We start from the raw sequence: 13,779 nt of genomic DNA on the forward strand, positions 1-13,779 counted from the left end.
GCGAGTAGCGAATAGAATTCCCTATTCGCCACTCCCCATTCCCTATTCGCTTGTTACTCGATGATCGAGGCGACGACGCCGGCGCCGACGGTGCGGCCACCTTCGCGGATCGCGAAACGGAGCTTCTCTTCCATCGCGATCGGCACGATCAGGTGCACTTCCATCGCGATGTTGTCGCCCGGCATCACCATCTCGGTGCCTTCCGGCAGGTGCACGACACCGGTCACGTCGGTGGTGCGGAAGTAGAACTGCGGACGGTAGTTGGTGAAGAACGGGGTGTGGCGACCGCCCTCTTCCTTGGTGAGGATGTAAGCCTCAGCCTTGAACTTGGTGTGCGGCTTGACCGAACCCGGCTTGCACAGCACCTGGCCGCGCTCGACGTCTTCACGCTTGGTGCCGCGGAGCAGCGCACCGATGTTGTCGCCGGCCTGGCCCTGATCGAGCAGCTTGCGGAACATTTCAACGCCGGTGACGGTCGTCTTCTGGGTCGCACGGAGACCGACGATCTCGATTTCCTCGCCGACCTTGACGATGCCGCGCTCGACACGGCCGGTCACCACGGTGCCGCGGCCGGAGATCGAGAACACGTCTTCAACCGGCATCAGGAACGGCTGGTCGATCGGACGCTCCGGCTGCGGGATGTACTCGTCGACGTTCTTCATCAGCTCGAGGATGGCGTCGTGACCGAGCTTCTTGTCGGAATCTTCGAGAGCGGCGAGCGCCGAACCCTTGATGATCGGGATCTTGTCGCCCGGGAAGTCGTACTTCGAAAGCAGCTCGCGGACTTCGAGCTCGACGAGCTCGAGCAGTTCCGGATCGTCGACCATGTCGCACTTGTTCAGGAACACGACCAGCGCGGGCACGCCGACCTGGCGGGCGAGCAGGATGTGCTCGCGGGTCTGCGGCATCGGGCCGTCAGCGGCCGACACGACCAGGATCGCACCGTCCATCTGGGCGGCACCGGTGATCATGTTCTTCACGTAGTCGGCGTGGCCGGGGCAGTCGACGTGGGCGTAGTGGCGGTTCGGCGTCTCGTACTCGACGTGTGCGGTCGAGATGGTGATGCCGCGCGCCTTTTCTTCCGGCGCCTTGTCGATCTGGTCGTACGCGGTGAACGTCGCACCGCCGGCTTCGGCGAGAACCTTGGTGATCGCCGCGGTCAGCGACGTCTTGCCATGGTCGACGTGACCGATGGTGCCGATGTTGCAGTGCGGCTTGTTACGTTCAAACTTTGCTTTGGCCATTTGACTCTCCGTTCAATCGTCAGTTCGTGACCGACGACAATCAGGCAAACTTCTTCTGGACTTCTGCCGACACGTTGGCCGGCGCTTCTGCGTAGTGGTCGAACTGCATGGTGAAGGTTGCGCGACCCTGGCTCATCGAGCGCAGGTTATTCACGTAACCGAACATGTTCATGAGCGGCACCATCGCGTTGATGACGTTGGCGTTGCCGCGCATGTCCTGCCCCTGGATCTGACCGCGCCGCGAATTCAGGTCGCCGATGACCGAGCCGGTGTAGTCTTCCGGGGTCACCACTTCGACCTTCATGATCGGCTCGAGCAGGACGGACTTGCCCTTCTGCAAGGCTTCGCGGAATGCCGCGCGCGATGCGATTTCGAAGGCGAGCGCCGACGAGTCGACGTCGTGATACTTGCCGTCGACGAGCTGAACCTTGACGTCGACCACGGGGAAGCCCGCGACCACGCCAGAGCTCATCACGCTGTTGAGGCCCTTTTCGACGCCGGGGATGTATTCCTTCGGAACCGCACCACCGACGATCTTGGACTCGAACTCGTAGCCCTTGCCGGGCTCGTTCGGCTCGACCACGATCGACACTTCCGCGAACTGACCGGTACCGCCGGTCTGCTTCTTGTGGGTGTACTTCACCTCGGCCTTCTTGGTGACGCGCTCACGGAACGCAACCTGCGGCGCGCCGATGTTGGCGTCGACCTTGTAGGTACGCTTGAGGATGTCGACCTTGATGTCGAGATGGAGTTCGCCCATGCCCTTGAGGATGGTCTGGCCGGACTCCTGGTCGGTCGACACGCGGAAGGACGGATCCTCCGCGGCGAGCTTGGCCAGCGCCACGCCCAGCTTTTCCTGGTCGGCCTTGGACTTCGGCTCGATCGCGATCTCGATGACCGGCTCGGGGAATTCCATCTTCTCCAGGATCACCTGCTTGTCAGGATCGCACAGCGTGTCACCGGTGCGCGCTTCCTTCAGGCCGGCCAGCGCGACGATGTCGCCGGCATAGGCTTCCTTGATGTCTTCGCGGTTGTTCGCATGCATCAAGAGCATGCGCCCGATACGCTCCTTCTTCTCGCGGGTCGAGTTCACGACGCCGGTGCCGCTCTGCAGAACGCCGGAGTAGATGCGACAGAAGGTGATGGTGCCGACGAACGGGTCGTCCATGATCTTGAACGCGAGCAGCGCGAGCGGCTCCTTGTCGTCCGCCTTGCGCACGACCTCGTTGCCGCGGTCGTCGGTGCCCTTGATCGCGGGCACGTCGATCGGCGACGGCAGATAGTCGACGACGGCGTCGAGCAGTGGCTGCACGCCCTTGTTCTTGAAGGCCGAGCCGCACAGCACGGGATAGAACGCGCCGGTCAGAACCGCCTTGCGGATCAGCCGCTTCAGCGTCTCTTCGTCCGGCTCCTTGCCGTCGAGATAGGCGGCCATGGCGTCGTCGTCGAGCTCGACGGCGGCTTCCACCATCTTCTCGCGGTATTCCTTGGCCTGCTCGACGAGATCCTCGGGAATGTCGACATAGTCGAACTTCGCGCCGAGCGATTCATCGTTCCAGATGATGCCCTGCATCTTCACGAGGTCGACGAGCCCCTTGAAGTTGTTCTCGGCACCGATCGGAAGCTGGATCGCGATCGGCTTGGCGCCGAGGCGGTCGACGATGTCGGCCAGGCACTTGAAGAAGTCGGCGCCGGTCTTGTCCATCTTGTTGGCGAAGACGATGCGCGGAACCTTGTACTTGTCGCCCTGACGCCAGACGGTCTCGGTCTGGGGCTCGACGCCCTGGTTGGAGTCGAGCACGCAGACGGCGCCGTCGAGCACGCGCAGCGAACGCTCGACTTCGATGGTGAAGTCGACGTGGCCGGGGGTGTCGATGATGTTCAGACGCTTGCCGGCCCAGAACGCGGTGGTCGCAGCCGAGGTGATCGTGATGCCACGCTCCTGCTCCTGCTCCATCCAGTCCATCGTCGCGGCACCTTCGTGCACTTCGCCGATCTTGTGGCTCTTGCCGGTGTAATACAGGATGCGCTCGGTCGTCGTCGTCTTGCCGGCATCGATGTGCGCCATGATACCGAAGTTGCGGTAATTCTCTATGGCATGAACGCGGGGCATTGGGTGTTCCTTAGATTCCGTGTTTCGCCGTTACCAGCGATAGTGCGAGAAGGCGCGGTTGGCTTCCGCCATCCGGTGCACGTCTTCGCGCTTCTTGACGGCGTTGCCACGGTTGTTCGACGCATCCAGGAGTTCCGCCGACAGCCGCTCGGTCATGGTCTTCTCGTTGCGATCGCGCGCAGCGGAGATCAGCCAGCGGATGCCCAGCGCCTGACGGCGGGTCGAACGAACCTCGACCGGGACCTGGTAGGTCGCGCCGCCGACGCGGCGGGAGCGGACTTCGATCGTCGGCATGACGTTCTCGAGCGCCTGCTCGAACACGCCGAGCGGGTTCTGCTTGGTCTTGGTTTCGATGATGCCGAACGCACCGTAGACGATGCCTTCCGCGACCGACTTCTTGCCGGCGTACATCACCGAGTTCATGAACTTCGTGACGATGATGTTCCCGAACTTCGGATCGGGAAGGACTTCGCGCTTTTCCGCTGAGTGGCGACGAGACATGGACCTGGTTCCCGCTTACTTCGGACGCTTCGCGCCGTACTTCGAACGACGCTGCTTACGGTTCTTGACGCCCTGGGTATCCAGAACGCCGCGGAGGATGTGGTAGCGCACGCCGGGCAAGTCCTTGACGCGACCGCCGCGGATCATGACCACCGAGTGCTCCTGGAGGTTATGGCCCTCACCGGGGATGTAGCCGATCACCTCGAAGCCGTTGGTCAGGCGCACCTTGGCGACCTTACGAAGCGCCGAGTTCGGCTTCTTCGGGGTCGTGGTGTAGACGCGGGTGCAAACACCACGCTTCTGCGGCGACTGCTGCAGCGCCGGCACCTTCTTGCGCGACTTCTGCACTTCACGCGGTTGAGCGATCAGCTGGTTGATCGTCGGCATCCTGGCCTTACCCTTTGTTCTGTCGCAGATCCTTCCGGATCCGCTGTCTTGCCGCAGCCCGTTGCCGGGACCGCAAATTCTTTCGAGCAACCCGCCCGACGGGGTCGCCTTCCGCGGAACAATCCGCACAAAGCGAAATCGCGCCAACCGCCCCATCAACGGGCGGAAAGCGCTTCGACGCCACAGAGGACCGCAGTATGAGGCCGGTCAGCGTAAAGCCGCGGCCCGCGCACTGAGGTCATGCATCCGAATTCGATCTCTAGAGAACGTGCTCAAGAGAACTAGAATCGCACTGGCATTGCCTAGCTATGATCGACAGCGTTTGAGCGGCATTCGTCGAGGTTGGTGCCCGTCTTGAGCGATCCCTGCTGATCTAGTCCTTGTGGGATCTAGCTCTTGGGGATCTAACGGGTGGCCCGTTCCGACGCTGGCGATGCTCACCGCCTGTCGTTAAGTGAGGCGCTTTCTATAAGTGAGAATCGTTCAAGTCAAGGCGAAACGACAGTCACAAAGCGCTCAGGAGCCTGTCAAAATCGCTGTTTGCCGCCCTCGCCGCCTGCCCCTGATATGGAAGCGCAGCACCCATTTCGCCAGCTCGTCGAACATTTATATCCGGGCGAAATGTAACTTTATAACGATCTGCGAGAGCTTTTTGGGCTCTTAACGCGTTAACGAGCGTTAATCTCTTCGCTTCGACAGCAATCGGCATCGGGACGTTACCAAAAAATGGCGAAAGGTCGCCCGCGCGACCAACGTCCGTGACATCGCGTCCCGGCCGATTCCCCGTGAGAGATATCCGGCCGAGCTTTCGAATCGACGAGTTCATCGGTCCATGCGGACCCCCGCGAATGCCGAAGACCGGAATCACAGAATCGGTGCGGCCCGCTTACTCCTCCCCGTCGTCGTCCTCATCATCCTCGAGGTCGTCTTCATCATCATCGTCTCTGCCGTCGTCGGCGTGAGCCGCCGCGCCATGCGGCTGGTGGATCTGGTCGTTCCACAGCTTGCGATAGGTGCCGTTCTTGGCGAGCAATTGGGCATGCGAGCCGCGTTCGATCGCCCTGCCCGCGGAAATCACGATGATTTCGTCCATCTCAACCACCGAGGTCAGCCGGTGGGTCGACCAGATCATGGTGCGGCCCTTGGCGACCTTGAGCAGCGTCCGGTTGATTGCAGCTTCCGTGGTCTGGTCCAGCGCCGAGGTCGCCTCGTCCAGCAGCAGCACCGAGGGATTGCGAATGATCGCGCGCGCGATCGCGATGCGCTGGCGCTGGCCGCCCGACAGGGTATCGCCGCGCTCGCCGACCGGCGTGTCGTATCGCTGCGGCAGGCTCATGATATAGCGGTGGATCTCGGCCTTCTTGGCCGCGTCCTCCACCTCCTCGTCGCTCGCGCCTTCCTTGCCGAGCCGGATGTTCTCGCGGATCGACATGTTGAACAGCATGTTCTCCTGGAACACCACTGCCATGCTCCGGCGCAGGGAATCCAGCGTCACCTTGCGGACGTCGACGCCGTCGATGGTGACGCGCCCCTCGTTGGGCACGTAGAGCCGCAGGATCAGGTTGAGCAACGTGCTCTTGCCGGAGCCGCTCGGGCCGACGATCGCGATGCGCTTGCCCGCATTGAGCTTGAGACTGAGATTATCCAGCACCGGCGTCTGACTGCCCTCGTACTGGAAGGTGACGTGATCGAAGGTGATGTCGTTGGTGATGCGCGGCAGGTCGGGCGCGCCAGGGCGATCAGCGCTGCGGGTCGGCTGGTCCAGCAACTCCTGGATGTGGCGGATCGCGGCGGCCGAGGAGATCGACACGGGGATGAAATGCATCACGTGGGCGATGTTGTAGGAGACCTCCCAGAACGCGCTCTCGAAGGTGACGAAGGTGCCGATGGTGATCTGGCCCTTGGTCGCCAGGTACGCGCCGATGGCCAGCACGACGAGGTGCAGCAGCAGCACCGAGATGGTGACCGTGCGCTCCACCATGGTCGACAGGAACGTGGCCGAGGCGATCTTGTTGCGGGTCTCGTCGTTGCGGAAGCGGAAGAACCCGAACATCTTGCGCTGCAGGCTGAATGCCTTGATCACGGCCTGTGCCGCCACGTTCTCCTGCACCATCCCGAGCAGCGCGCTCTCGTTGAGCTTCTGCTCGTAATTGGCCTGCACCGCCTTGGGCGTCAGGATCCGCGGGCCGATCAGCGTGATCGGGAACACGAGCAGCGCAACGGCCGCGAGCTGCCAGTTCAGGAACACCATCAGGACGATGCCGGCGATCAATTCCAGAAACGGCAGCGCGGCACTGTTGGCGAAAGTCTTCACCGAGCCTTCAAAGGCCGAAAGGTCGACCGAGAAGCGCGACAGGATCTCGCCGCGCTTGATGCGGCCGAAATAGGCCGCCGGCAGGTCCTGGACGTGCTCAAACAGGCGCTTGCGGACGTCGGAGATGATACAGGCCGCCAGCCGCGCATCCCAGCGCTCGTACCAGACGGCGACGATCGAGGTGAAGATGCCGGCGACGGCGAGCACGCCGAGGATCTTGTACAGCGCCTGGAAGTCCTCCTCGCCGAGCGCATCGTCGATCAGGAACTTGAGGCTGAGAGGCATGATGACGTTGAACAGCGTCTCGACGAGGACGCCAAACGCCACGAATGACAGCATCCGCTTGTAATTGGTCAGATGGGGTTTGACGAACCCGACGATGGTCGCGAGCGCGCCGGCGGCCTCGCGTGCGGTAAAGACGACGAGGTCCTCGTCCTCATCGTCGTCATCAAGCTCCAACTCGTCATCTGCCTCGTCTTCGTCGTCCTCGTCGTCTTCGAGGTCCGGCTTGGCAGAAGCGGCGAGCTTGTCGTCGAGCTCGGCCGCCTCTTCGGCGGCGAGCTTCTGTTTGTCGGGCGGGAGGGGCTTGGACGCCATGAAACCAACCGATGCTGACGGCCGGCATGACCGCAGAGAAAGCAGGAGATAGCGGTAACCGCTATTGCACCGATTCTATGCGATCAAGATGAATTCGGCAAAACAATTGGCGAAGGCGCTCGCTCCAAGCGGCTAATCGTCGTCCTCGTCCTCGACCTTGTCGAAGAAGGAATAGCGCAAGCTGTCGGCGTCGGCATACCACTGCCCCGGCCCCCTGTTGGCGGCGAGCGTCGCCTCCCAGAGCGCATCGGTGCAATCCTTGCGGTGCATCGAGAGGTCGAAACCGTTGCCGAAGAACAGCTCGGACCATTCCCACCAGGTCCCGAGCTTCTTGACCCCGCGCAGGAGGTCGTAGCGGTCAATCAGAGCCGGAGCCATGTCCGAGGTGATCGAGCCGAACACGAGGCCGGTCTTGACCACGCGGTTCAGCTCCTTGATCGCGCGGACCACCTGCTTCGGAGAAACGTGGCAAAGGCTGGTCTCGAACACGAAGTCGAACGCGCCGTCCTTGAACGGCATGTCGGTGATCGAGCCGAGCTTGTTGTACTTGCTCAGCGCCTTCGGCGTCCTGGCGTGGACGGCACGGTTGTTCTCGATGCCGAAGGCATCGATGCCGCGCTCGCGCAAGGCGCCGACCAGCTCACCGCTGGCCGAGCCCGCGACGAGCAGCTTGGCGCCCTTGGTCTTGCCCCAGACGATGCCAAGCAGCTTGGCGAGATAATCCGGGTCGGTGAAGTGGCGCCACGCCTCGTGATAGGGGCCAAGGCCCCGATAGTTCTCGAAATAGTCGCGGTCGATCTTGTCGGAGACCGGCTTGCCATCCTGCGCGCGCTTGCGGCGCAGGCGCATCATCTCGGTCAGGATGATGTCGGTCGCCGCGTCCGAGGAATCGAGCAGGCCGTTCAGCGTCGAGTCGAACAGATAGTCGCCGACCACCACGATGCCCGGATGCTCCTTCGGCTCCGGCCGGTGGTTGGTCATGACGTCGCGCACGGGCAGACCGCCCGGTATAGCGTTCACGGACGACAGCCAGCGGTGGATCTTGCCTTCCATGAAATGCGACCGCGCATCGCCGAGCGAAGCCGGCAGCGACTTCAGCGCGGCGTCGATCAGCTCCTGGTCCGACAGATTGGCGAAGGCCAGCGCGTCCGAGCCGGGAATCAGCCAGTTCAGCACGCCGTGCTTGCCGACGTCGTGGCGCGCGCCCTCGTTGTAGACGCAGCAGCCGCCGAAGGCTTCCGACATGAACCAGGCGCCGGGAATCTTCTCGCCCCAGAATGGCGTGTCGAACAGAATCGAGACGCGCAGGTAATGCGCGGGACGGTCGAAATAGGAGACGTGCTTGACCATCGACTTGCGCAGCTGCTCGCCTTCCCAGCCGACGGTGGCGAGCCAGGAATGCGGCAGGCAGACCAGCACGAGATCGAAGTCGCGGGTCTCCGGTCCCTTGCCGTTCATCATCTTGAGCTGGTAGCGGCCGGTCGGCGCCTTGCCCACGGTGAGCACGCGGTGATTGAGCTGGATGTCGGCGTTGACCTCCGACTGCAGGCATTCGATCAGCTGCTCGTTGCCGTTCTGGATGGAATAGAGGCCAATATAGCCGTCAACATCCATCAGATAGTTCTTGAGCGCGTTGAGGCCGTTGGTGTTGTGGCTCTCGGTCGCAATGTCGGAGCGCGCCATCACCTTGAAGAAGCGCTTTGCGGTCTCGTCCTCGACCTCCTCGTCGAGCACCTGCTCGGCGGTCTTGTACGCCCAGGGGTTGTCGTTGTCGTGCGCGCCGACGCCCTCGTAATATTCGATCGGCGACATCACCTCGGTACAACGTTTGCGGAACGCTTCGATGGCAGCCGCGGTCTTGGCGCCGTATTTGCGGCGCATGCCGGGCACGTCGCTCAGCAGCTCGCCGCCGAACTGCACCTGCTCGGCATCCATCGGAATGGTCTGCAGCCCGAAATGCTGAATCAGCTCGCGCAGCGGATCGGGCCCGGTCATCGAGTAGTCGTAGATCTCGGCAACGCCGGCCTCGTACATCGCAGGCGCGGAATCGAACTTGCGCGTGACGATCTTGCCGCCGAGCCGGTCGGAGGCCTCGTAGATGGTGACACGACAGAGATCGCCAAGCTTGCGCTTCAGATACCAGGCGCTCATCAGCCCACCGGGGCCGCCGCCTACGATTGCGAGATCAAGCATGTGAGTTCCGTGGTCTCCGGCCCTGCCCCCGTCACGGGATCCACCGGTCTAAACTCTCCTAGCAGAAGCGCTTTTGCGCCTGAAGGAAAGATGAACAAAGGTTGATCCTGCATCGCAGCAGGCAATGAAAGCAGCAAAAAGGCCGGCTTGCGCCGGCCTTTTCATTGTCCTCGGTATTCCTACGGATGAACCATCATTCCGCAGGCGGCAGTGCAGGAAGCTCCGCTTCCGGCGCGGGCGACACGACGGCCGCCTGCTTCTCGCGCTCGTCCAGGATCAGCTTGTCGCGCTTCATGGCGACTTCGCGGATCTTGGCCATCGAGGCACCGGTGCCTGCCGGGATCAGCCGGCCGACGATGACGTTCTCCTTGAGGCCTTCGAGCGGATCGACCTTGCCGTTGACCGCCGCTTCCGTGAGGACGCGGGTGGTCTCCTGGAAGGAGGCCGCCGAGAAGAACGAACGGGTCTGGAGGCTCGCCTTGGTGATGCCGAGCAGAACCGGCGTCCCCGTGGCGACCTTCTTGCCCTCTTCCTTGGCCTTCTCGTTCAGCGCGTCGAACTCGATCTTGTCGACCTGCTCGCCGGAGATCATGTCCGTGTCGCCCTGGTCGGTGACTTCCACCTTCTGGAGCATCTGACGGACAATCACCTCGATGTGCTTGTCGTTGATGAGCACGCCCTGGAGCCGGTAGACCTCCTGGATCTCGTTGACCAGATAGGCCGCGAGCTCCTCGATGCCCTTGACCGCCAGGATATCGTGCGGGGCCGGGTTGCCTTCCACGATGAAGTCGCCCTTTTCGACGACGTCGCCGTCCTGAAGGTGGATGTGCTTGCCCTTCGGGATCAGGTACTCGCGCGGCTCGTCGGTCTTGTCCATCGGCTCGATCGAGATGCGACGCTTGTTCTTGTAGTCGCGCCCGAACCGGATGGTGCCCGCGATTTCGGCGATGATCGCCGCATCCTTCGGACGCCGGGCCTCGAACAGTTCCGCCACCCGCGGCAGACCGCCGGTGATGTCACGCGTCTTGGCGCTTTCGGTGGAGACACGGGCGAGGATGTCGCCCGGATTGACCTTGGCTCCGACGTCGACCGAGAGAATGGCGTCGACCGACAGCATGTAGCGGGCATCGCCGCCACGGGCGAGCTTGAGCACCTTGCCGTCCTTGCCCTTGACCACGATGGCCGGACGCAGGTCCGCGCCGCCGCGGGTCGAGCGCCAGTCGATGACGACGCGCTTGGCGATACCGGTGGCCTCGTCCAGCGTTTCCGAGATCGACTGCCCTTCGACCAGATCCTCGAAGCCGATGGTACCTTCGACTTCGGTGAGGAGCGGACGGGTGTAGGGATCCCACTCGACGATGCGCTGACCGCGCTTGACGTTGTCGCCCTCGTCGACGTGCAGGCGCGAGCCGTACTGGACGCGGTGCGTCGCACGCTCGGTGCCGTCGGCATCGACGATCGCCACCACCATGTTGCGCACCATCGCAACCAGGTGACCTTCGCTGTTGCGAGCGATGGCCTTGTTCCTGATCACGATCTTGCCGTCGAAATTGGCTTCGACGAACGACTGCTCGTTGAGCTGCGCCGCACCACCGATGTGGAAGGTGCGCATGGTGAGCTGGGTGCCCGGCTCACCGATCGACTGCGCCGCGATGACGCCGACCGCTTCGCCGTGGTTGACCGGCGTGCCGCGGGCGAGGTCGCGGCCGTAGCACTTGCCGCAGATGCCGTTGACGAGTTCGCAGGTCAGCGCCGAACGGATCTTCACCTCCTGCACACCACCCTGCTGGATGGCGTCCAGATGGCTTTCTTCCATCAGCGTATCGCGCTTGATGATCACCTTGCCCGAGCTGTCACGGATGTCTTCGCAGGCCGTGCGTCCGAGGATGCGCGAACCGAGCGAAGCAACCACGGTGCCGGCATCGACGATGGCGCGCATCTTGATGCCGAGCTTGGTGCCGCAGTCGCTCTGCGTGATGATGCAGTCCTGCGCGACGTCGACCAGACGACGGGTCAGGTAGCCCGAGTTCGCGGTCTTCAACGCGGTGTCCGCGAGACCCTTGCGGGCGCCGTGGGTCGAGTTGAAGTACTCGAGAACCGAGAGGCCTTCCTTGAAGTTCGAGATGATCGGCGTCTCGATGATCTCACCCGACGGCTTGGCCATCAGGCCGCGCATGCCGGCGAGCTGGCGCATCTGGGCCGGCGAACCGCGGGCACCGGAGTGAGCCATCATGTAGATCGAGTTGATGTCGGCATCCGCTCCACTCGCCGTCTTCTTGGTGGAGGAGATCTCCTTCATCATCGCCTTGGCGATTTCTTCCGTGGCCTTCGACCAGGCGTCGACGACCTTGTTGTACTTCTCGCCATGGGTGATCAGACCGTCGTTGTACTGCTGCTCGAAATCCTTCGCCAGCGTACGGGTGGTGTCGACGATCTTCCACTTGGAGTGCGGTACGACCATGTCGTCCTTGCCGAACGAGATGCCGGCCTTGAACGCGTTGTAGAAGCCGAGCGCCATGATGCGGTCGCAGAAGATCACCGTCTCCTTCTGACCGCAGTGGCGGTAGACCTGGTCGATGACGCCCGAGATCTCGCGCTTGGTCATCAGCTTGTTGATGATCTCGTACGGGACGCGCGGGTTCTTCGGCAGCAGATTGCCGAGCATGACGCGGCCGGCGGTGGTCTCGATCCAGCGCTTGGAGATCTTGCCGGTCTCGTCGATGCCTTCCCACCGGTACTTGATCTTGGTGTGGAGGTGAATGACCTTCGCGTGCAGCGCGTGCTCGAGCTCGGCCATCTCGCCGAACACCTTGCCCTCGCCGGGCAGGCCTTCGCGCATGATCGAGACGTAGTAGAGACCGAGCACGATGTCCTGCGACGGCACGATGATCGGCTGACCGTTGGCCGGATGCAGGATGTTGTTGGTCGACATCATCAGGACGCGCGCTTCCAGCTGCGCTTCGAGCGACAGCGGGACGTGCACGGCCATCTGGTCGCCGTCGAAGTCGGCGTTGAACGCGGAGCAGACCAGCGGGTGAAGCTGAATCGCCTTGCCCTCGATCAGCACCGGCTCGAACGCCTGGATGCCGAGGCGATGCAGCGTCGGTGCGCGGTTCAGCAGCACCGGATGCTCGCGGATGACCTCGTCCAGGATGTCCCAGACCTCGGGCCGCTCCTTCTCGACCAGCTTCTTCGCCTGCTTCACGGTGGTGGACAGGCCCTTGGCGTCAAGCCGCGAATAGATGAACGGCTTGAACAGCTCGAGCGCCATCTTCTTCGGCAGGCCGCACTGATGCAGGCGCAGCTCGGGACCGACCACGATCACCGAACGGCCCGAATAGTCGACGCGCTTGCCGAGCAGGTTCTGGCGGAAGCGACCCTGCTTGCCCTTGAGCATGTCGGCGAGCGACTTCAGCGGACGCTTGTTGGCGCCCGTGATGACGCGGCCGCGGCGACCGTTGTCGAACAGCGCATCGACCGCTTCCTGAAGCATGCGCTTCTCGTTGCGGATGATGATGTCAGGCGCGCGCAGCTCCATCAGCCGCTTCAAGCGGTTGTTGCGGTTGATGACGCGGCGGTAGAGGTCGTTGAGGTCCGAGGTCGCGAAACGGCCGCCGTCGAGCGGCACGAGCGGACGCAGGTCCGGCGGAATCACCGGAACCACGGTCATGATCATCCATTCCGGCTTGTTGCCGGAGTGGCGGAACGCTTCCACGATCTTCAGGCGCTTGGCGAGCTTCTTGTGCTTGATGTCGGAGTCGGTCTCCTGCATCTCCGCGCGCAAGGACAATTCGAGCTTCTCGAGGTCCATGCCCTTGAGCAGCTCGCGGATCGCTTCGGCGCCGATCATGGCGGTGAAGGAATCCTGGCCGTACTCGTCCTGCGCCTTCAGATACTCGTCTTCCGACAGCAGCTGGCGGTCCTTCAGCGCGGTGAGGCCCGGCTCGAGCACGACGTAGTATTCGAAATAGAGGATCCGCTCGAGATCCTTCAGCGTCATGTCCAGCAGAAGGCCGATGCGCGAGGGCAGCGACTTCAGGAACCAGATGTGGGCGACGGGGGCTGCGAGCTCGATATGGCCCATGCGCTCGCGCCGGACGCGCGACAGCGTGACCTCGACCGAGCACTTCTCGCAGATGATGCCCTTGTACTTCATGCGCTTGTACTTGCCGCACAAGCACTCGTAGTCCTTGATCGGCCCGAAGATGCGGGCGCAGAACAGGCCGTCGCGCTCGGGCTTGAAGGTACGGTAGTTGATGGTCTCCGGCTTCTTGATCTCGCCGTAGGACCAGGACAGAATCTTCTCTGGAGACGCGATCGAGATCCGGATCTGGTCGAAGACCTGAGCCGGCGTCGTCGGGTTGAAGAGATTCATAATTTCTTGGTTCATCGTCTTCTCCTCGCGTGCCGGTCGCCTCCGGCCGCAAATT

At 62.7% G+C, this 13,779-nt stretch carries 7 protein-coding genes; all 7 read right to left on the reverse strand.

Annotated elements, in window-relative coordinates; translation table 11 throughout:
* Positions 1-53 precede the first annotated feature (53 nt).
* Positions 54-1,244 carry an elongation factor Tu gene (tuf, locus tag IVB26_RS24940; protein WP_008136415.1) on the reverse strand — a complete coding sequence of 397 codons (1,191 nt, stop codon included), beginning with the start codon at positions 1,242-1,244 and terminating at the stop codon, positions 54-56.
* Positions 1,245-1,284: 40 nt separating this feature from the next.
* A complete protein-coding gene (gene fusA, locus IVB26_RS24945; protein ID WP_018322261.1) occupies positions 1,285-3,357 on the reverse strand; it encodes an elongation factor G in 2,073 nt (690 codons plus the stop codon).
* Between the two features lie 30 nt (positions 3,358-3,387).
* The gene (rpsG, locus tag IVB26_RS24950) at positions 3,388-3,858 is read right to left on the reverse strand and encodes a 30S ribosomal protein S7 (protein ID WP_018322260.1); all 471 of its coding nucleotides are present in this window, start codon (positions 3,856-3,858) and stop codon (positions 3,388-3,390) included.
* Positions 3,859-3,873: 15 nt separating this feature from the next.
* Positions 3,874-4,245: a 30S ribosomal protein S12 gene (gene rpsL, locus IVB26_RS24955; RefSeq protein WP_007603006.1), complete on the reverse strand. Its 372-nt coding sequence runs from the start codon at positions 4,243-4,245 to the stop codon at positions 3,874-3,876.
* 886 nt (positions 4,246-5,131) lie between these two features.
* Positions 5,132-7,156 (reverse strand): ABC transporter ATP-binding protein, encoded by a 2,025-nt coding sequence (locus IVB26_RS24960; RefSeq protein WP_247967830.1) that lies wholly within the window; start codon positions 7,154-7,156, stop codon positions 5,132-5,134.
* Positions 7,157-7,288: 132 nt separating this feature from the next.
* Positions 7,289-9,349 carry an FAD-dependent oxidoreductase gene (locus tag IVB26_RS24965; RefSeq protein ID WP_247967831.1) on the reverse strand — a complete coding sequence of 687 codons (2,061 nt, stop codon included), beginning with the start codon at positions 9,347-9,349 and terminating at the stop codon, positions 7,289-7,291.
* Positions 9,350-9,542: 193 nt separating this feature from the next.
* The gene (gene rpoC / locus IVB26_RS24970; RefSeq protein ID WP_247967832.1) at positions 9,543-13,739 is read right to left on the reverse strand and encodes a DNA-directed RNA polymerase subunit beta'; all 4,197 of its coding nucleotides are present in this window, start codon (positions 13,737-13,739) and stop codon (positions 9,543-9,545) included.
* Between the last annotated feature and the right edge of the window lie 40 nt (positions 13,740-13,779).

Source organism: Bradyrhizobium sp. 195 (assembly GCF_023101665.1).
In the GTDB taxonomy this organism is placed as follows: Bacteria; Pseudomonadota; Alphaproteobacteria; order Rhizobiales; family Xanthobacteraceae; genus Bradyrhizobium.

What these genes read in the sequence shown, in the direction of transcription:
- tuf (WP_008136415.1), bottom strand. Translation starts at nt 1,244, where the DNA reads ATGGCCAAAGCAAAGTTTGAACGTAACAAGCCGCACTGCAACATCGGC.
- fusA (WP_018322261.1), bottom strand. Translation starts at nt 3,357, where the DNA reads ATGCCCCGCGTTCATGCCATAGAGAATTACCGCAACTTCGGTATCATG.
- rpsG (WP_018322260.1), bottom strand. Translation starts at nt 3,858, where the DNA reads ATGTCTCGTCGCCACTCAGCGGAAAAGCGCGAAGTCCTTCCCGATCCG.
- rpsL (WP_007603006.1), bottom strand. Translation starts at nt 4,245, where the DNA reads ATGCCGACGATCAACCAGCTGATCGCTCAACCGCGTGAAGTGCAGAAG.
- IVB26_RS24960 (WP_247967830.1), bottom strand. Translation starts at nt 7,156, where the DNA reads ATGGCGTCCAAGCCCCTCCCGCCCGACAAACAGAAGCTCGCCGCCGAA.
- IVB26_RS24965 (WP_247967831.1), bottom strand. Translation starts at nt 9,349, where the DNA reads ATGCTTGATCTCGCAATCGTAGGCGGCGGCCCCGGTGGGCTGATGAGC.
- rpoC (WP_247967832.1), bottom strand. Translation starts at nt 13,739, where the DNA reads ATGAACCAAGAAATTATGAATCTCTTCAACCCGACGACGCCGGCTCAG.